The organism is Rathayibacter agropyri, assembly GCF_013249015.1.
Classification (GTDB): domain Bacteria; phylum Actinomycetota; class Actinomycetes; order Actinomycetales; family Microbacteriaceae; genus Rathayibacter; species Rathayibacter agropyri.
The window spans coordinates 1,082,421-1,100,201 of sequence record NZ_JABRPL010000001.1 but is presented as its reverse complement, the minus strand read 5'-3'; the positions used below and the strand labels follow the sequence as shown (position 1 = coordinate 1,100,201).

Sequence of the window (17,781 nt, the reverse complement as noted above, 5' to 3'; positions counted from 1 at the left end):
GCCTCGGCAGGGTGTCTCGTCCGTTCGCGCGCATCTCGCGAAATTTCGCGAGATGCGGGTTAGGCGGGGGGTGTGCGGGCGAGCAGGTCGCGGATGTCGGCGAGGAGTTCGAGCTCGGTGGGTGCCTTGGCGGCGGCGGCGGCCTTCTTGGCGAAGGCGGCGTTCTTGAGGTGATTGATCGGCAGGACGAAGGCGAAGTAGAGGACGATCGCGACGATCGCGAACTGGATCAGAGCCGAGAGGACGCTACCCCAGGCGATGACGGACGCCTCCTGACCATTGCTGGCGGGGCGGATTGTCCAGGTGAGGCTCTCGAGCGAGGAGGCGTCGAAGATCATGCCGATAAGCGGGTTGAAGACGCCGGTGACGATCGCGCTGACGATCGTGGTGAAGGCCGCTCCGATGACCACGGCGACAGCCAGGTCGATGACATTGCCGCGGAGGATGAATTCTTTGAAGCCGTTGATCATGTCGTTCCGTTTCTGCCGGCGGGCGGAGGCGATGCGGTCAACTTCCGGAGGCGGGGGATCCGGAGGAGCCTGAGGATGACGAGCCCGACGATCCAGAGCTAGTCGAGCCTGAGCCGGATGAGCCTGAGCCGGATGAGCCTGAGCCGGATGAGCCCGAGCCGACTGAGCCCGAGCCGCCTGAGCCGTTCGAGCTTGATGACCCGGAGCCGTTCGACCCGGACGATCCCGACCCCGACGACTCGGAGCCGCCCGATCCGGACCCCGATGCTGTCGATCCGGAGTCGCCGGGTCCCGCCGCGCCCTTCGAACCCTCGCCCGACGTGCCGCCAGAACGCGAGTCGGTGCGGTAGAACCCCGAGCCGTTGAACGTCACGCCGACCGCGCTGAACACCTTGCGCAGTGCTCCCTGGCAGCTCGGGCACTCGGTGAGGCTGTCGTCGGTGAACTTCTGCTGGATATCAAAGGCGTTGCCGCACTGGGTGCAGCGGTAGGAATAGGTGGGCACAGGAGGCTCCTCGAGGGCGGGTGGGGGAAAGAGGTCAGGTCAGTGGCGCAGATCGACTATGCCGGACGGGGTGACGACCCCATCGACGGCCTGGTCGTGGACCTCACTGGGCACCTGGTCGACGAATTCGCTATCAAAGACGACGGCGTACACGGGCGGGCACTTCTCCATCGAGCCGAGGGTCTTATCGAAGTAGCCGCGACCCCAGCCCATCCGCATGCCCTGCCGGTCGACTGCGGCCGCCGGGATCACGATGAGGTCAACGTCATTGATTGCGATCGGTCCGAGCAGCTGCCCGACGGGCTCGGGCATCCCGAACAGGCCCTGAGTTTCGGTGTGTCCGTCGCCGACGGCCCAGTCGAGTAGGCCGTCCTGGCGCGAAATGGGGAAGAGGACACGGATGCCGTGGCTCTCGGCCCAGCCGAGGAAGGGGCGGGTGCTCGGTTCCTCCGGGGCGGAGAGGTAGCAGGCGAGTGAGCGGGCGCCGACCCGCGTGGCGAGCTCGATCAGGTGAGCGGTGATGTGCTCGGACGCCTGCTCACGGGTGGTCGACGTCTGCGTACGGCGTCGCTCGCGCAGCTCGGCGCGCAGGGCGCGCTTTTCGTGCGGGATGTCGGCTGGCATGCGTTCAGTCTAGAACCGGCGGGATCAGGCGAATCCCGCCACCCCCGCTGCTCAGAAGACAGCAGTCCCATCAGGAAAGCGCCCACTTGCGTGTGGCGAGTGTGCTAAGCGCGAAACTCGGGAGACATCCGCCGCCGCTAGGATGGCGCCTCATGGGCACTCGAATCCGTAAAGCCGTCATCCCCGCCGCCGGTCTCGGCACTCGCTTCCTGCCGGCGACCAAGGCCATCCCCAAGGAGATGCTGCCGGTCGTCGACAAGCCGGCCATCCAGTACGTGGTCGAGGAGGCGGCTGACGCCGGTCTGCAGGATGTTCTCGTCATCATTGGGCGCAATAAAAACGCGCTAGCGAACCACTTCGACTCGGTGCCTGAACTCGAGCAGAACCTGTCGAAGAAAAAGGACGACAAGAGGCTCGAGCACGTCAAGTACGCCAGCGACCTCGCCGACGTGCACTTCGTCCGCCAGGGCGAGCCCAAGGGCCTGGGCCACGCTGTCTCCCGCGCGCAGCGCCATGTCGGCGACGAGCCCTTCGCTGTGCTGCTCGGCGATGACCTCATTGACGCCCGCGACCCGCTTCTCTCACGGATGATCGAGGTGGCCGAGGCCCGCGACACCACGGTCGTCGCGTTGCTCGAAGTCGACCCCGACCAGATTCACCTCTACGGCTGCGTGGCGGTCGAAGCGACCGACGAGGACGACGTGGTGCGGATCACCGGTCTCGTCGAGAAGCCGTCTAAAGAGGACGCGCCCTCGAACCTCGCGATCATCGGCCGCTACGTCCTCAAGCCCGAGGTCTTCGGAGTGCTGGACGAGACGGCTCCCGGCAAGGGCGGTGAAATCCAGCTGACCGACGCCCTGGAGCGCATGGCGCATGACCCGGCCGAGTTCGGCGGCGTGTACGGCGTCGTGTTCCGCGGACGCCGCTACGACACCGGCGACAAGCTCGACTACATCAAGGCGATCGTGCAGCTCGCCTCCGACCGCGAGGACCTCGGCACCGACCTCAAGCCGTGGCTGAAGGACTTCGTCGCCGGCCTCTGACCCTCTCCTCTCTCTCGCGAAATGTCGCGAGATGCCTCCGAACGGACGAGATTGCCCGCCGCGGCAGGGGATCTCGTCCGTTCCGTCACATCTCGCGACCGATCGAGCGGCCACGAGTCCAGCCCCTGCCCGGAGAGTGCCGGAGCAGTAGGGTCACATCATGCCGCTGCCGATCCCGACACTCTCCGAGGGTCGTGTCACCGTCCGCCCGATCCGCGTGCGCGACGCCCGCCCGCTGGAGCGGGAGCTGATCGCTAACCGCGCCTGGCTGCGTCAGTGGGAGGCGTCGGATCCCCGCGGCGGCGCCGCCTTCGATGTGCGGGCGAGCATTCGCTCGCTACAGCAGAACGCCCGATCCGGGGGAGGAGTGCCCTTCCTCATCGAGTGTGATGGCGAGCTCGCCGGGCAGCTCAACATCTCGAACATCGGCTACGGCTCGCTCTCCTCCGGCTCGATCGGCTACTGGGTGGCCGAGCGCTTCGCCGGGCGCGGCATCACTCCTCTGGCCGTCGCCCTCGCCACCGACCACGCTTTCCTCGATCTCGGTCTGCATCGCATCGAGATCTGCATCCGCCCCGAGAACCGTCCGAGCCTGCGCGTGGTCGAGAAGCTCGGCTTCCGCTACGAGGGCCTGCGCCGTCGCTTTATCCACATCAACGGCGACTGGCGCGACCACTTCTGCTTTGCACTCGTGTCGGAGGAGGTGCCTCGCGGAGTTCTCCGTCGCTTCCTCGATGGCCAGGTGCCGCAGGACACGGGTGTCCCGAGCGATGCCGACCTGCGTGCCTCACACCGGTCCGGGCTCTCCGGGCCTCCCGACGGCGCCGGTGTTCCCTCGACGGGGAGCCGTCTTCTCCGCGATCCGCACGGACACACCTACCCGTAATGACGGACGGGAGCGCCCTGTACTCCTAGCGTTGGTCGCATGAGTAGCGACTGGCTGGGTGGGGGCGTCGTCTGGGCGCTCGCCGCCGTCCTGTGGGTCGCTTACCTGATCCCTACGTGGATGCGCCGTCGGTCGTACAACGCGACCGAGCGCAACGCGGTGAGGCTGCAGCAGACGCTGCGGATCCTCGCCGAGACCGCGGAAGTGCCCGAGCACGTGCGTGCGGAGGCGACGGCCCGCGAGGTCGCGCTCCAGCAGCGCCGGCTCCGGGTGACCGAGACACGACGACGAGCCGAAGAGAAGGCACAGGCCATGGAGCTGGCACAGGCGGAGAAGGCGGCGCGCGAGGCGCTGCGACGGGCGACCGCGAGCGCACGGCAGAGGGCGCGGACCGGGCCCTCGGTCCTGCGCTGGCGTCAGGGGGCCGCACTGACCGCGCTGGTCGGTCTGGTTGCCACGCTGGTCGGGCTCGTGATGCTGCCGTTCGGCGGTGCAGGAGTGGTGCCGCTCGTTGGGGTGCTCCTGATCGCGGCGGGGCTTGGCATGCTGATCCTGTTGGCACCCGGGCGCCGCAGGACCGTTGCTCCGCCCGCGGTCACGACGACGGTCGTTGCAACCGAGCGTCGCCGTGCTGAGGTCTTCGAGGCCGAGCTTGCGGAGGAGGAGGACACCGTTGCCGCCGAGGTCGCCGTCGAGGACCGTGCGGGCTGGACGCCGCAGCCGCTCCCGAAGCCGCTGTACCTCTCCCGCGGAACGGTCGCCGCCTCCGCGATGGCCTCGATCGATGCGGTCGAGCGCCTGCGCACGGCGGCAGCGGAGGCGGAGCTCGCGCAGCGCGCGGCGGCCGCCGAGGCCACTCCACTGCGCATGCCGCGTGCCGCCCCGGCTCCCGAAGCTCCCCGGCCCTCCTCCCGTTTCGCCGCGATGGGCGTCGTGGACGGGGTCGACGCCATCGATCTCGACCAGGCTCTCCAGCGACGGCGCGGAGCCTGACGCGCGGTCGAGGCGCCAGTTGGTCCGTGTTAGTGTGGACGAGTTGTTCGCGCCGATGACGGCTCGAAGGCACGGGTCCGTGGCGCAGTTGGTAGCGCGCTTCGTTCGCAATGAAGAGGTCAGGGGTTCGAATCCCCTCGGATCCACCAGAGTATTCACGATATTCGCGCAAGCACGTGCCGAAGGGTCTTCGGTATGAGACCTGCTCTCTTGAGCGGGTCTTCTTGCATTTCTGGGTCGTCGCCCGCAGGCTGTAGGCGGGTGGCGACTCGAGTTTCAGGACCGGCGAGCGTAGCGAAGAGGGCGACCTTGTTGGCGGTGATGGTCTTGCCGGGGTTGATGAGGATGCGCTCGAAGAGGAGTTGGCTGAAGAGCCGCCGAATGTGCTCGGGAGCGGTTCTGTAGATGGTGCGGCGGCGTTCGCGGTTCCATCTCTCTGGGGGACCTTTGAGACCAATTTGTCATCGAAGCAGATGTGACGTCGCATCTCACTTGTTACGTCTCGTCTGCCCCGGACGACGAGCTACCGCAGAGTAGCTGTGCGCCTAGCACCGATGGTCGCTAAGGCGGTTCACACCTTCTGCGGGGGAGTCGCATCGCGATGAGCGATCAGGGGCACGGCACGGTCCGGGTATGGATCGGGTGGGATTTCCGATTCCGTAATCTCAGGGTTTATTCGGCGCGGCGTGCGACGCCGGCCAATTAGACGGCGGCGCGGATGAACTGCTTTGGGTTCGCCTATTAGGACTGGAAGTCAAGCCGGTTTTCTGGGGAATGGAGGCTACTGTAAGACTACATGCCGGAGTCTGTCTTCCGCGTGAACGGGCCTCCCTGAGTGAGGACGGCCCGCTCACGTGACCAGTTCTGAGGACTAGTTCTTGACTGCCGTAATCGTCCACGTCGCGGTGTCAGAGTTGACGGCGTTAACTCCATTGGTTGTCCCGGTTACACTCTTCGCGTCACCGCACGCCACGGACACATTCGGGCTGTACTCGCTCGCCGTCTGCTGAGTCGGTTTATAACCAGTGGGGAAGTCGACCCGGACATCTGCCTGCGACATGAAGGTCGCAGGGCCGTCAGAGCACGGCCTCGCTCCAACGGAGGATCCGCTGCTGACGTTGAAGCGATCGAATGTCTGGGATGCGACTGTGTTGTTGACCACCTGTCGAATAGACGTCTTGATGTAGATCTCCTTTACCGTTTTAGTGCACGTGACACGTCCTTCAGCGCTGATCGTCCCGTTCGCTGGCCCGGACTGGTGTGGGTTGTCCAGAGTGACGGTGCACTTGATGCGGTCCTCCCCGCGGCCTGGCGCGGCTTCCGCGACTGTTGCTCCCGAGATGACCATGCAGAGCGACGCACCCATGACGGTCATCGTCCGTCCGAACTTGCGAACCTTCATTGTGTTTAATCTCCTTGGTAATGTGTGAGAAAGTTGGAAGAAGAACGACGTCCGATGCAATCGTCTCGAGGGCCTCGTAGAAGGTTTGCTGCGAAATCCTCTCGCGATTGAATCCGGCGACATCGGGAGGTTATGCGGATCGAGCTGCGAAGGCATGTCGTCTTAATGGGGGACACTTCGGGGTACAAAGTAGTGTGACACCTTTCGAATGTTGGAAGTACTGCCGATCAGGCGTGCCTCCCTTTGGGGTGTAGATGTGAATGTGCGATCGGTCATGCCGCGGGACGTGTATCGACTAACGTATCCAGACACTCATGTCGATTCCTTTGTCAGCGAGACGGCAACGGACCTGCGACGGCTTCGTCCTCCACTCAGCCCGAAGTCGCCGACGCTGCCCTCGATCAATATCGACCACAGTGAGTGACGGTCTGAATTGCCACGCAACGTTTCGTTCTTCTGTCGGAGCCGTCGTAGCTCTTCGCCGCCCTGGCGGGGCTGCTTTTTCTCGACCCTGCGATGTCGTCGCGTTGGGTTGCCGAAGGGGCATTCGCGGGATGACTCTCTCCTGAAGCGGTGAACTACCCCCGTGATCCCCACGCTGATCACGGCCTATGGCCGCAGATGACGGGCCGCGCGAGCCCCGTCTCTCTCGAGGCCCGCGACGGGCCCGATGACCCCCGAAAGAGTGAATCAGCCCGTTCTGCGGCGTCGCTGACTACCGTGGGAGCGACCCGGAGGGGGCGGCCGGTTGGGTCGCGCACCTGGACGAATCCGCAGAGTACCGCCACTACGAGGGCCGACCTGCGACGCTGCTGCCTCTTTCGCGGTGATCATCGCCTTGATCGAATGGGAGAGTATGTTCGCGAGCAACAGCGACCAGGTGACGGATCCGAGCGCCCTCTACTATCCGGTATCGACTCGGAAGATGGTGCGGGGCGAGGGAGTCTTCCTCTTCGACGACGAGGGTAACTCCTACCTCGACTGCGCGTCGGGGACGTTCAACCTGAGTCTCGGTTACTCGCATCCCGCTGTTCTGGCTGCGATCAAGGAGCAGGCGGAGCAGCTGATCCATGTGTCGAGCGGTTTCCAGACGGATCCGATCAATCGCCTCTCGCGACGCCTCGCTGACCTCGCTCCTGCGCCGATTACGAAGACTCACCTGAAGGTGTGCGGAGGCTCGGAAGCTAATGAGGGTGCCGTCAAGATGGCGCAGAGAGCAACGGGGAAGAGTGACGTGATGACGCTGTTTCGCGCGCACGCGGGTCAAACCATGATGATGACTAGCATGTCGGGCAATGCCTTCAGGCGTGAACCGTTCCAAACGCTGTTCCACAATTCCCTCCAGGTCCCCGACCCTTACTGCCACCGTTGCTTCTACGGCCAGACCAGGGACACGTGCGGGGTGCTGTGTACCGATCGTCTGTACGACTTCGTGGAGTACGCGAGTAGCGGAAGCATCGCGGCGTTTATGGTCGAACCGATTTCTGGAAACGGCGGGAACATCGTCCCGCCCGAGGGCTACTTTGACAGCTTGCGAGCATTTTGCAATGAGTTGGGCATCAAACTCATCCTCGACGAGGTTCAGACAGGGATCGGCCGAACGGGCCGCATGTTCGCGGCGGAGCATTTCGGCGTCGAGCCCGATGCGATGACTCTGGCGAAGGGTCTAGGAGGATCCGGGGCGCAGGTCGCGGCGATCCTGACGAGCGACGAGCTGGCTGGGATGCCCGCGGACCAACACTCGTTCACCTACGGGTCGAACGTGCTGGCTGCGGCGGCGGCGAATGCGACGCTCGATGTCATTGACGACGATGAGTTTCTTGCCAACGTACGGGCGACCGGCGAGCGGATTCTTGGGCGCTTGGAGGAGATGAAAAAGACGTACGCGGTGATCGACGATGTTCGCGGCGTTGGTCTCATGATCGGAGTGGAGATCGCGAAAGCGGATGGCACACCTGACGTCGAACTCACCAATGAGCTTGCGCGGAAGGCGATGGATTTCGGACTGATCATCCGCACCTCGCGCTACGGCCGCGGCAATGTTCTGAAGATTCGACCACCCCTGATCCTGACCCTGGAGCAGGCTGACTACCTCTGCGACGGCTTCGAGCAGCTCCTCGCGGCCCACGCGAATTCCTGACCCCGGCTGTGCTGGCCCGTCTAGAGGCGGGTGCGGAACGACATCATCGGCAGCTCAGCTCGGAGCTGGCGCGTTGTGATGCCGCATCGCGCCTAGAGTCCCCCTTCCGGGTTCCACTGCGGCGGAGCCGTCCTCCTCCAAGCCATCAGAGGAGAAAGCCGACCATACGCTCGGCCTTCTTAGCCCTCGGGCATGAACGTTCACTCAGATGACAGACGGGGATGGATTAGACATGGGGAAAACAGCAGGAAAATCCCGGCGACGGATGCTCGGGGTGGGAGTTGGAGCGCTGGCGCTACTCGGCGGTCTCATCGTCGCGCAGCCGGCGCAGGCGGCCGGGACGCAGACGGTGCTCGCACTGGGAGATTCAATTACTCGGGCCGCGACGACGTGCGGTATCAACCAGGATTGCGCAGCGAATTCGTGGGCAACGGGCTCGGCGGGCGCAGTCGACTCGATCGCAGGACGGCTCGAGGCAGCGGACACGGTGACGTCAGTGCGGACGGTGAATTACGCGAAGTCGGGCAGTCTCATCAACGGGGTGACGTCGCGTATTGGTGCCGCGGTCGCAGCGGGGGAGAAGCCGCAGGTCGTCACCCTCCTGATCGGAGGTAACGACCTCTGCTCGCTGACGCTCTCACCGAACGCCGACGACGGCTATGCGATGACGTCCGCCGCGAGTTTTGCTTCTGCTGCGACGGGGATCATGCGCTCGATCTCGTCCGCGTGGCCGAACGCGACCGTGCTTGTCTCGTCGGTACCGAACGTGGCATCCGAATGGAATGTCGTGCGGTCGACGCCCGGAGCGTTGATCTGGGCTGGAGCCGGCGTGTGCCGGACCACGCGGGGCGTCAACGCCTCGACCGGGGTTCCTCTCAGCGGAACGGCCTACTCGGCATCCGTGGCTGCTGCGGCACAGCGGGCCGTCGACTTCAATGCAGCGCTCGCATCGGCCTGCGCCGCCTCCGCCAATGACTGCGTGTGGGACGGCGGTGCGCTCTCCAAGGCACCGGTTTCGCTCAGCCAGCTCTCGACGGATATCGACTGGTTCCACCCCAATATCGCCGGTCAGGCGATGATCGCTGATGTGCTGTGGGACGCGTGGGGTCTGGACCACCAACCATCCCCGTCCCCGTCCCCGACACCTACTCCGGTCCGTGACACGACGGCCCCGACGGTCAGCATCACCGCTCCCACCAGCGGCTCGACCGTGCGCGGCTCGGTCACTCTCGTCGCCTCGTCACGGGACGCCGTGGGCACGACTCGGCTGAGCTTCTGGAGTGGAGCAGCGAAGGTGGGTGACGCGGCGAAGTCGGCCGACGGCTCGTGGCGGCTAACCGTCTCCTCCTGGACCTACCCGGATGGGCAGTACACGATCGTCGCGCACGCCTACGACGCAGCGGGTAATTACGGACGCAGCTCCTCGATAGTCCTGAATCGCTGAGGCAGGGAGGGGGTCGTCTCCGACGGCCTCCTCCTCGTCACTTGGGACGGATCGCCTGCAGCGTGTAGCTCAGCGGGGCGACGGCCGGAATCGCCGTGAGTGCGAATTCCCCGTCGTCCCGCTGCACCATCTGGCCGGGCAGAGCGAGCCACGGCACGCTGTCGTGCTCGACGAGCATGGACAGCCGCAGCCCGTGATCAAGGAGTGCCGTCACGATCTCGCCGAGGCCGTGGTTCCACTCGTAGGTCTTCGTCGACGTGAGCGGTCTCGAGGTTTCGACGTAGCTCGAGTCGTCGTCCCACTCGACGGGCCGCTCCTGCTCGAAATAGGGGAAGCGCAGGTGCAGATCATCGCTTTGGGTGTCGTCGATCGACCAGAGCAGGGGATGCCCCTCGCGGAGAAACAGGCGCCCGCCGGGGGCCAGCAGCGAGGCCACGGTCTGCGCCCAGCGATCGATGCTCGGCAGCCAGCACAGTGCGCCGATCCCCGTGTAGACGAGATCGAAGGCGTTCTGGCCGAGCACGTCTGCCGCGTCGTGGACGTCGGCCTGGACGAAGTCGACTCGGTCGCCTGATCGAGCGGTGAGTTCCCGTGCCCGCGTGATCGCCGCGGCCGAGAAGTCGAGCCCGATCACCTCCGCTCCCAGCCGTGCGAGCGAGAGCGTGTCGGTGCCGATGTGGCACTGCAGATGGACGGTACGCGCCCCGCTGACGTCGCCGAGACGGTCGCGGTCGAAGCGGACGACGTCGGACAGCAGCGCGTGGTCTCTCACGTAGCGCTCTGTCGCGTAGCCGGTTTCGGCGGCAGCGTGCAGGGTAGCGCGCTCATCCCAGTTGGCGCGGTTGGCCTCGATGTAGTGGTCGGTCACGGTGTCTCCTCGGCGGTCTCTGCGGGTTCTCGTGACCCATGCTGCCGAACCCAGCGCCGTCCTGAACCGCCCGAGGTCGGTTTCGTGCAGACACGCCGGGCGAGTGCACCTGTGGAGGAGGCATTACGGCCCTCCCTCGGGCCGGCGAGGGATCCGGGGCTCACCGCTCGCGAGCAGTGTGGCGTCCGGCTCATCCCAGTTCTCCACGGTCTGCAGTATCCAGAACACACCGAAGAGTGCCAGCGCTGCCGCCTCGCCGATCAAGAGCCACTGCTCGCCGAGCAGCGCTGCTCCGCTGCGCGTGAGCAGGAGGACGATCAGGCTGATGTCGACCGCAGCAATCAGCACCGAGAGAGCGGCGTAGCAGCGCGAGTAGAAGCGTGGGGTCCCGGGTCCGGAGGCGCCCTCCTCCCGCACGGCGACGGCATGCAGTCCTGCCGTGACCGCAATCAGGAGGAAGAACAGGCCGGCGGTCGCGTAGTGGGCCAGCAGGACGAAAGAGGGGAGAGCGCTCCAGACGGCGAGTGTCAGGAGGAGGACTGCGGCGATCCCCGTCCTGATGAGTGCCCAGCGGTCGAGGGCGCGATCGAGTGCGAGAAGGACCACCGAGATGAGCAGGACAGCGGCGGCCGTGACCAGGTAGGCGGGCAGTACCGCGGCGACCTCGTCGATGGTCTGCGGAGGTAGACAGGCGACGGCGCCGCCCGGGCAGGTCGCGCCGAGGAGGTCCTGGATCTGATCCGACGCGAGCGGCACAGGGACCAGCGCGATGACGGGAGCGGTCATCCCGGCGAGCAGGAGGAGGAAGCGGCGGATGCTCCTTCCGGCGAGGACCACCAGGGACACTGCGACCGCGAATAACGCACCGGTGAACACGGAGCGGACGGGCGTGTAGTACAGGGCGCTGATGGAGCGCGGCGATCCAACGGTGGCGAGCTGCCACGCGATACCGGTGCCGAGCAGGAGGACGGCGGCCACCACTGAGAGCCGGACGTAGCGGTAGGTGCGCAGCGAGCTGATGGCGCCGCCGAGCGCGTCTGCGCGGGTCATCCGGTTAGCGCGGGTCATCCGGTTAGTCTGCGCGCAGCCCGGACGAGGCGAGGGCGAAGTCGACGTCGATCCTGATGGCCACGCGCAGGGGGTTGGGCCGCGGAGTGCGGTAGCGCTGCGAGTACAGCTCGACGGCGTGCTGCACGGCCTCGGGCTCCTCCTCGATCGATGCTGGGCCGCCGAGGCTCAACCAGCGGATGCCATCGACCTGACCGACAGTGGCGGTGCCGCCGCGACGCACGTTCAACACCTTCTGGCTCTCGCGCGACGTGATGACACGCACCACGCCGTCCTCATAGCTGAACCCGACGGCGACGACGTGCAGACGGCCCTGACGGCCGGGAGTGGAGAGGGTAGCGAGGTGCCGCTCGGTCACGAAGGCGAGGCCGTCGGCGCTGAGGATGCTCATGCCGCGAGCGTAGCCGGAGGTGCCGCTGGGCTTCTGAGGGCGTGGCGACGAGCAACTTTCGGTTCGGCCCGCCTCACGCCTCAAGGATCAGCGCCTCGCCTTGCCCGCCGCCGCCGCAGAGTGCGGCGACACCGAGACCGCCGCCACGGCGCCGCAGCGCGAGCGCGAGGTGCAGGGCCAGGCGGGCACCGGAGGCGCCGACCGGGTGGCCGAGCGCGATCGCGCCTCCGTCGAGGTTGACGGACTCGGCCGAGACTCCGAGATCCTCCGCTGACTGCAGCACGACCGAGGCGAACGCCTCGTTGATCTCGATCAGGTCGAGGTCGCCTACCGATGCTCCGCGGCGGTCGAGCGCCCGGAGGATCGCGGCGGAGGGCTGGGAGTGCAGGGAGTTGTCCGGGCCCGCCACTTGGCCGTGCTCGGCAATCGTCGCGAGCCAGGATCGGCCGTGCGCCCGGGCCCAGCCGCGCGAGGCGAGGACCAGTGCGGCTGCACCGTCGGTGATCGGTGAGGCGCTCCCGGCCGTGATCGTCCCCTCCGGTGAGAACGCCGGTGCCAGTCGGGAGAGTGATTCGACCGTGCTGTCCTCGCGGATCCCGCCGTCTTCCGCCACGACGAGGTCCTCTCCTCGGCGACGGGGCACGGCGACGGGCACGATCTCCTCGGCCAGAATGCCCGACGAGCGGGCGTGCGCGGCTCGCTGATGCGAGAGGGCCGCGAAGGCGTCCTGACGTTCGCGGCGGATGCCCCGCTCCGCGTTCCCGTCGTCGGTGACCCGTCCCATGAGCTCTCGATCGAACGGGTCGAGGAGCCCATCGTGCAGCAGGGCGTCCTCGAGGGCTGGCGCGCCGACGCCGAGCTCCGAACGAGCGCCGAGGAGCAGGTGCGGTGCAGCGGTCATCGACTCCTGGCCGCCCGCGACGATCATGTCCGCCTCGCCGAGCCGTATCATCCGCGCCGCGTCGATGACGGCCGTGAGGCCCGAAAGACAGAGCTTGTTGATCGTGACGGCCGGCACGTCCCAACCCAGGCCCGCCCGTATAGCGGTCTGCCGGGCCGGACCCTGCCCTGCGCCCGCCTGGATCACCTGCCCGAGGATCACCGCGTCGACGTCGGCTGCCGAGACACCGGAGCGTTCGAGGGCGGCGCGCACGGCGGCGGCGCCGAGGTCGACGGCGGAGAGCGGCGCGAACACTCCGGAGAAGCGGGCGAACGGAGTCCGTGCGCCGTGGAGGATCACGGGGGTGGTGTCATCGGTCGGCACGGCTGACTCCTTCTCGACAGTGAGCGCGAACGGACGGCGCCGGTGAGGGCACCAGGATGATCGTGCCGCGGGTGTGACTGTGCCTGAACTTTTCGCCCGGGTGGTCCCTCAGTCCAGCATGCCGGCGCGCACGTCGCGCCGCAGCACCTTCCCGATGAGCGAGGTGGGCAGCTCGGCGACCGGCATGATGCGCTTGGGCACCTTGTAGGGCGTGAGGTGCAGGCGGCAGAAGTCGCGCAGCGCCTCTGGATCCACAGCGGTGCCGGCCCGCAGCACCACGGCCGCCGCCACGCTCTCGCCGCCGTCCGGACGGGGCAGCCCCACGACCGCCGCGCGCACCACGTCCGGGTGCGTCTCCAGCACGCCCTCCACCTCGGTGGGCGACACGTTGAATCCGCCCGTAATGATGAGTTCTTTGGCCCGGTCGACGATCGTGACGAAGCCGTCGGCCGAGACGGTGGCGATGTCGCCGGTGCGGAGCCAGCCGCCGGGCAGGAGCGCCTCGGCGGTCTCCTCCGGCCGCTTCCAGTAGCCCTGGAACACCTGCGGCCCGCGCAGCAGTAGCTCGCCAGACTCGCCGGGACCGCGATCGACGGACGGATCGGCCGGGTCGACGAGGCGGATCATGGTGCTCGGGAACGGCACGCCCACCGTGCCTGGCCGGCGGGTGGGGCCGACCGGGTTGCCCAGTGCGACGGGCGAGCTCTCGGTCATCCCGTAACCCTCGACCAGGAGTCCGCGGCTTGCCCGCTCCCAGCGATCGACCGTCGCGACCGGGAGGCTCATCGCTCCCGAGATGGCGAAGCGGATGCTGCGCAGGTCGAGTTCATTGCGTTCCGAGGCGCGGGCGAGCGCGTCGTACACCGGCGGCACCGCGGGCAGGAAGGTGGGCGGCGAGTTCTTCGCGGCGGCCCTCACTAGGCCAACGTCGAACGTGGGGAACAGCACGACTTTCGCGCCGATGCTGATCGCGAAGGTCAGGCAGAGGGTGAGCCCGTAGGCGTGAAACAGGGGGAGGACAGCATAGAACGTCTCGTCGCCCTCGCTCAAGCCAGGCACCCACGCGCGACCCTGGAGAGCATTGGCACGCAGGTTCGCGTGCGAGAGGATCGCTCCCTTAGGCAGGCCCGAGGTGCCGCTGGTGTACTGCAGCAGCGCGGTGTCGCCCAGGGCGGGTCGCGGGTGCGAGCGGGCGAGTCGGCGGTGGCCAAGGAGGGACGCGAACGCCACGAGGGAGCGTGAGCGCGGCCTCGCGGTCAGCTTGGTGCGCGCTGCCCGCGCTGCTGGCAGCGGCAGGCGCAGCGCGAGCCGTTTGCCGAGGGGGAAGGAGCGGGTGAGGTCGACGGACACGACGCGCTCGATCCCGAGGTCGGCCGGCATGGTGGCAACGACATCCGCGACCTTGTTCCACACCACCGCGACGCGGGCGCCGTGGTCCTCGAACTGACGCCGCAGCTCTCTCGGGGTGTAGAGCGGGTTGTGCTCGACGACGACCGCCCCCAGCCGCAGCGCGGCGTAGAACGCGACGACGTGCTCGGGGCAGTTGGGGAGCACGAGCGCGACCCGGTCGCCGGCCCGGACGCCCAGGCGGCGCAGCCCCTCGGCGGCGCGCTCGACCTGCTCGCCCAACTCCGCATAGCTCGTGCTCGCACCGAAGAACTCCAGCGCGATGCCCCGGCGGTACCGGGCGACCGAGTCCTCGAGGAGATCAACGAGGGTCTGGGTGGGCGGGTCGATCTCGGCGGGGACACCCTCGGCGTAGGAGGACAGCCACGGCTTCGTTGCCAGGTTCGAGGATCCGGAAGTCACGGATCGAGTATCCGACACGCGCCTCCACAGTGACACCACTGCACGCGAAGGGGGGTGCCGCCCGACGCGAGGAAGCGGCAGGCTGGCGGCATGAGCGCAGCCATCGACCTCCTCCGAGACGCCTTCGGTCGGGTGCACGAGAACGTGCACGCGATCCTCGACGACAGCACCCCCGAGCAGCTCGCCTTCCGGGCTGATGCGCGCTCGAATTCCCCCGTCTGGCTCGTCTGGCACCTGACGCGGGTGCAGGATGACCACCTCGCCCCGCTCGCGGGCCAGGAGCAGGTGTGGACCGCGGATGGCTTCCACGAGCGCTCCGGAGTGCCGTTCGGCCCCGCCGCGACCGGTTATGGTCAGGAGCCGGCGGAGGTGGCGGCGCTCGCCGCGGTCCCGGCCGAGTTGCTCGCGGCCTACGTCGATGCCGTGCACGAGCGGACGCTCGCGTTCCTCGCCACCCTCACCGACGAGGACCTGGCCCGCGTCGTTGACGAGCAGTGGGATCCGCCCGTCACCCTCGCCGTACGCCTGGTGTCGGTGATCGACGACGCCACGCAGCACGTCGGCCAGGCGGCGTTCGCGACGGGGCTCGCGGAGCGTTCGGCCTCCTGAGGCCGGGCCATCCGCCGCCTACGCTGGCAGGATGCGAGGACCACCTGCGTGCGGCGCTGTCGCGGGAGGAGCGCGTGTGGCAGGCGCTCCCCGAGGGCACCACGGATGACGTGCTCACCGCTACCCTGGTTCCCGGCGCCGCCGCTTCGCCCTCGCGTCCGCGGAGCGAGTACCGCGCCCCGAGAGGAGCCACCTGTGACGTTGCCCGAGACCACCACTGCCACCCTCGCGAAGCGCAAGGGGCGCGACGTCGCCCCCGAGATCGCGCGCTCCTGGCTGCTGGTGAACGCCACCCGCACCGAGACCTTCGATGCGGCGCACTCCTCCCGCGCCGATCAGATCGTCCTCGATATTGAGGATGCGGTCGACCCGAAGGCCAAGCCAGACGCCCGCGCCGACGTGGTCGAGTGGCTGACGGGCGACAAGCGTGCCTGGGTTCGTATCAATGACCACTCCACCCCGTTCTGGTCGGACGATGTCGACGCGCTGAAAGGCCTCCCGGGTCTCGCCGGCGTCATGCTTGCCAAGACCGAGGCTGGCGAACACGTCACCGAGACGTTCGACCGGCTCGGCGGCGCCACTCCGGTGCTCGCCCTCGTCGAGTCCGCCCTGGGAATCGAGGAGGCGGTCGCGATCGCCCGCGCGCGCGGCACCTTCCGCCTCGCCTTCGGCAGCGGCGACTACCGTCGCGATACCGGCACCAGCGCGGATGACCTGGCGATGGCTTATCCGCGCTCGCGCCTCGTCGTGGCCTCCCGCATCGGCGATCTTCCCGGCCCGATCGACGGACCGACCGTCTCGAACAGCCACCCGGTGCTGCGAGAGCAGTCCGCGCTGACCGTCTCGCTCGGATTGACCGGCAAGCTGTGCCTCGACACCGAACAGCTCGCCGTGATCAACGAGGTCATCAGCCCGACACCCTCCGACGTCGCCTGGGCGCGCGACTTCCTTGACGAGTTCGAAGCCCGCGGCCGCGTCATCCGCGACGGTAGCGACCTGCCGCGCCTGGGCCGGGCCAAGAAGATCGACACGCTCGCGACCGCGTTCGGGGTGAATCCGCTCTGACCTCAGGCGACGGGAGCCCGGCGGCCAGGAGCGTTCGTCGCCTCGCGCGCCGTTCCGTCTCGCTCCGCGCCGCCTATCTGCGCGACTACCGCTACGCCTACGGCTCGCGCTTCATGCATCTGCGCGAGGGCTGGGACGTGTCGCGGTACTCGTCCGGCGACGGCGCTCCCGTGCTGCTCATCCCGGGCATCTACGAGACCTGGCAGTTCCTTCGCCCGATCGCGCAGCGGCTGCACGCAGACGGGCATCCCATCCACGTACTCCCCGCGCTCGGCTATAACACGCGCCCGATCGTCGCCGCGGCCGGTCTTGGTCAGGATTACGTGCGCGAGCACGACCTGCGCGGAGTCGTCATTGTGGCGCACAGCAAGGGCGGCTTGATCGGCAAGCACATGATGGTCGTCGATGAGCGCGACCAGCAGCGCATCGAGCGGATGATCGCCGTCTCGACTCCGTTCAACGGTTCGCCTCTGGCGCGCATCGCTCCGGCCCGTGCCCTGCGAGAGTTCTCGCCGCACCGCCCACTCATCCGACGGCTGCTCGAGGAGCGCGAGGCCGACGCGCGGATCACGTCGATCTACGGGATGCGTGACCAGTACATCCCTGGCGGGAGCAGGCTCGCCGGCGCGCACGAGAACATCGCGGTCTCGGTGGTCGGGCATTTCGCCCTGCTCTCACACCCGAGGGTGCTCGACCTGATCGCCGCGAGGGTCTGAGGCGCGAGCCCGCCGCTCACGACCAGGGCGTGAGCAGCACGAGCGGAATCTGGCGCTCGGTCTTCGTCTGGTACTCGGCGTAGTCCGGCCACGCCGCGACGGCGCGGTCCCACCAGATCTCGCGAAGCTCCCCCTCCAGGACGCTCGCTGTGTAGTCCTTCTTGACCGGCCCGTCCTGCAGCTCGACGTGGGGCTCCTTGCGCATGTTCCCGTACCAGACGGGATGCTCGGGGGCGCCGCCCTTGGAGGCGACGACGACGTACTCCCCGTCGTGCTCGACGCGCATCAGCGCGGTCTTGCGGAGTTTCCCGCTCTTCGAGCCGACGGTGGTCAGGACGATGATGGGGCGACCGCGAAGGAGGTTGCCCTCGGCTCCGCCGGTGCGCTCGTAGAGCTCCGCCTGCTCGCGGGCCCACTCGGATGTGCTCGGTTCGTACTCTCCGGTCAGGGGCATGCTCCGATCGTACGGCCGCGGTGCGCCGGG

Annotated in this window: 18 protein-coding genes and 1 tRNA gene; 9 read left to right on the top strand and 10 right to left on the bottom strand. The window is 67.4% G+C overall.

Annotated features, from left to right (window positions below; genetic code table 11):
* Positions 1-59 precede the first annotated feature (59 nt).
* Genes mscL through HRF29_RS05045 form a run of 3 tightly spaced genes read right to left on the bottom strand, consistent with a single transcriptional unit; the run spans position 60 to position 1,599 of the window.
* Entirely contained in the window at positions 60-470 is a 411-nt protein-coding gene (mscL, locus tag HRF29_RS05055) for a large conductance mechanosensitive channel protein MscL (protein ID WP_173245465.1), read from the bottom strand.
* Positions 471-507: 37 nt separating this feature from the next.
* Entirely contained in the window at positions 508-975 is a 468-nt protein-coding gene (locus HRF29_RS05050; protein WP_173245462.1) for an FmdB family zinc ribbon protein, read from the bottom strand.
* A 39-nt stretch (positions 976-1,014) separates the two neighbouring features.
* Complete coding sequence (locus HRF29_RS05045) at positions 1,015-1,599, bottom strand: 5-formyltetrahydrofolate cyclo-ligase (RefSeq protein WP_173245459.1); 585 nt, start codon at positions 1,597-1,599, stop codon at positions 1,015-1,017.
* Between the two features lie 152 nt (positions 1,600-1,751).
* On the opposite strand from HRF29_RS05045, the gene galU reads away from it, so the two are divergent.
* The 4 genes from galU to HRF29_RS05025 all read left to right on the top strand — a co-directional run bounded on the left by galU (position 1,752) and on the right by HRF29_RS05025 (position 4,670).
* The gene (gene galU, locus HRF29_RS05040) at positions 1,752-2,642 is read left to right on the top strand and encodes a UTP--glucose-1-phosphate uridylyltransferase GalU (protein ID WP_173245454.1); all 891 of its coding nucleotides are present in this window, start codon (positions 1,752-1,754) and stop codon (positions 2,640-2,642) included.
* A 160-nt stretch (positions 2,643-2,802) separates the two neighbouring features.
* On the top strand, positions 2,803-3,528 hold the full coding sequence (locus HRF29_RS05035; protein WP_173245451.1) for a GNAT family N-acetyltransferase: 726 nt from the start codon (positions 2,803-2,805) through the stop codon (positions 3,526-3,528).
* Positions 3,529-3,567: 39 nt separating this feature from the next.
* Complete coding sequence (locus tag HRF29_RS05030) at positions 3,568-4,521, top strand: AAA family ATPase (protein WP_173245449.1); 954 nt, start codon at positions 3,568-3,570, stop codon at positions 4,519-4,521.
* Positions 4,522-4,594: 73 nt separating this feature from the next.
* Positions 4,595-4,670: transfer RNA gene (locus HRF29_RS05025), tRNA-Ala, on the top strand.
* Between the two features lie 722 nt (positions 4,671-5,392).
* Here the strand turns inward: HRF29_RS05025 and HRF29_RS05020 are convergent.
* On the bottom strand, positions 5,393-5,923 hold the full coding sequence (locus tag HRF29_RS05020; protein ID WP_173245446.1) for a hypothetical protein: 531 nt from the start codon (positions 5,921-5,923) through the stop codon (positions 5,393-5,395).
* 856 nt (positions 5,924-6,779) lie between these two features.
* On the opposite strand from HRF29_RS05020, the gene HRF29_RS05015 reads away from it, so the two are divergent.
* Positions 6,780-8,063 (top strand): aspartate aminotransferase family protein, encoded by a 1,284-nt coding sequence (locus HRF29_RS05015; protein WP_222929590.1) that lies wholly within the window; start codon positions 6,780-6,782, stop codon positions 8,061-8,063.
* A gap of 232 nt (positions 8,064-8,295) precedes the next feature.
* The gene (locus HRF29_RS05010) at positions 8,296-9,507 is read left to right on the top strand and encodes an SGNH/GDSL hydrolase family protein (RefSeq protein ID WP_173245443.1); all 1,212 of its coding nucleotides are present in this window, start codon (positions 8,296-8,298) and stop codon (positions 9,505-9,507) included.
* A 37-nt stretch (positions 9,508-9,544) separates the two neighbouring features.
* On the opposite strand, the gene HRF29_RS05005 is transcribed toward HRF29_RS05010, so the two are convergent.
* The 5 genes from HRF29_RS05005 to HRF29_RS04985 all read right to left on the bottom strand — a co-directional run bounded on the left by HRF29_RS05005 (position 9,545) and on the right by HRF29_RS04985 (position 14,907).
* Positions 9,545-10,375, bottom strand: coding sequence for a methyltransferase (locus HRF29_RS05005; protein WP_173245440.1), 831 nt, complete (start codon positions 10,373-10,375; stop codon positions 9,545-9,547).
* Between the two features lie 123 nt (positions 10,376-10,498).
* Complete coding sequence (locus HRF29_RS05000) at positions 10,499-11,443, bottom strand: hypothetical protein (RefSeq protein ID WP_173245437.1); 945 nt, start codon at positions 11,441-11,443, stop codon at positions 10,499-10,501.
* 4 nt (positions 11,444-11,447) lie between these two features.
* A complete protein-coding gene (locus tag HRF29_RS04995; RefSeq protein ID WP_173245434.1) occupies positions 11,448-11,834 on the bottom strand; it encodes a pyridoxamine 5'-phosphate oxidase family protein in 387 nt (128 codons plus the stop codon).
* 73 nt (positions 11,835-11,907) lie between these two features.
* Positions 11,908-13,098 carry an acetyl-CoA C-acyltransferase gene (locus HRF29_RS04990; RefSeq protein ID WP_173245431.1) on the bottom strand — a complete coding sequence of 397 codons (1,191 nt, stop codon included), beginning with the start codon at positions 13,096-13,098 and terminating at the stop codon, positions 11,908-11,910.
* A gap of 108 nt (positions 13,099-13,206) precedes the next feature.
* Complete coding sequence (locus tag HRF29_RS04985; RefSeq protein ID WP_173245428.1) at positions 13,207-14,907, bottom strand: long-chain-fatty-acid--CoA ligase; 1,701 nt, start codon at positions 14,905-14,907, stop codon at positions 13,207-13,209.
* Positions 14,908-14,997: 90 nt separating this feature from the next.
* Between HRF29_RS04985 and HRF29_RS04980 the strand changes: the two genes are divergently transcribed.
* The 3 genes from HRF29_RS04980 (at position 14,998) to HRF29_RS04970 (ending at position 17,297) form a co-directional block, all read left to right on the top strand.
* Positions 14,998-15,516: a mycothiol transferase gene (locus tag HRF29_RS04980; RefSeq protein ID WP_173245425.1), complete on the top strand. Its 519-nt coding sequence runs from the start codon at positions 14,998-15,000 to the stop codon at positions 15,514-15,516.
* Positions 15,517-15,711: 195 nt separating this feature from the next.
* Positions 15,712-16,581 (top strand): HpcH/HpaI aldolase/citrate lyase family protein, encoded by an 870-nt coding sequence (locus tag HRF29_RS04975; protein ID WP_425503098.1) that lies wholly within the window; start codon positions 15,712-15,714, stop codon positions 16,579-16,581.
* Positions 16,582-16,694: 113 nt separating this feature from the next.
* The gene (locus tag HRF29_RS04970) at positions 16,695-17,297 is read left to right on the top strand and encodes an esterase/lipase family protein (RefSeq protein ID WP_173245419.1); all 603 of its coding nucleotides are present in this window, start codon (positions 16,695-16,697) and stop codon (positions 17,295-17,297) included.
* A gap of 16 nt (positions 17,298-17,313) precedes the next feature.
* Here the strand turns inward: HRF29_RS04970 and HRF29_RS04965 are convergent, their stop codons facing one another.
* Positions 17,314-17,751, bottom strand: a complete 438-nt coding sequence (locus HRF29_RS04965; protein WP_173245416.1) for a nitroreductase family deazaflavin-dependent oxidoreductase — start codon at positions 17,749-17,751, stop codon at positions 17,314-17,316.
* Positions 17,752-17,781: the final 30 nt, after the last annotated feature.

Excerpts from the sequence above, each read along its gene's own strand:
- HRF29_RS05020 (WP_173245446.1), bottom strand. The coding sequence starts at position 5,923 with ATGAAGGTTCGCAAGTTCGGACGGACGATGACCGTCATGGGTGCGTCG.
- HRF29_RS04995 (WP_173245434.1), bottom strand. The coding sequence starts at position 11,834 with ATGAGCATCCTCAGCGCCGACGGCCTCGCCTTCGTGACCGAGCGGCAC.
- HRF29_RS05010 (WP_173245443.1), top strand. The coding sequence starts at position 8,296 with ATGGGGAAAACAGCAGGAAAATCCCGGCGACGGATGCTCGGGGTGGGA.
- HRF29_RS05015 (WP_222929590.1), top strand. The coding sequence starts at position 6,780 with ATGTTCGCGAGCAACAGCGACCAGGTGACGGATCCGAGCGCCCTCTAC.
- galU (WP_173245454.1), top strand. The coding sequence starts at position 1,752 with ATGGGCACTCGAATCCGTAAAGCCGTCATCCCCGCCGCCGGTCTCGGC.
- HRF29_RS05030 (WP_173245449.1), top strand. The coding sequence starts at position 3,568 with ATGAGTAGCGACTGGCTGGGTGGGGGCGTCGTCTGGGCGCTCGCCGCC.
- HRF29_RS04965 (WP_173245416.1), bottom strand. The coding sequence starts at position 17,751 with ATGCCCCTGACCGGAGAGTACGAACCGAGCACATCCGAGTGGGCCCGC.
- mscL (WP_173245465.1), bottom strand. The coding sequence starts at position 470 with ATGATCAACGGCTTCAAAGAATTCATCCTCCGCGGCAATGTCATCGAC.
- HRF29_RS05000 (WP_173245437.1), bottom strand. The coding sequence starts at position 11,443 with ATGACCCGCGCTAACCGGATGACCCGCGCAGACGCGCTCGGCGGCGCC.
- HRF29_RS04980 (WP_173245425.1), top strand. The coding sequence starts at position 14,998 with ATGAGCGCAGCCATCGACCTCCTCCGAGACGCCTTCGGTCGGGTGCAC.
- HRF29_RS04970 (WP_173245419.1), top strand. The coding sequence starts at position 16,695 with ATGCATCTGCGCGAGGGCTGGGACGTGTCGCGGTACTCGTCCGGCGAC.
- HRF29_RS05045 (WP_173245459.1), bottom strand. The coding sequence starts at position 1,599 with ATGCCAGCCGACATCCCGCACGAAAAGCGCGCCCTGCGCGCCGAGCTG.
- HRF29_RS05035 (WP_173245451.1), top strand. The coding sequence starts at position 2,803 with ATGCCGCTGCCGATCCCGACACTCTCCGAGGGTCGTGTCACCGTCCGC.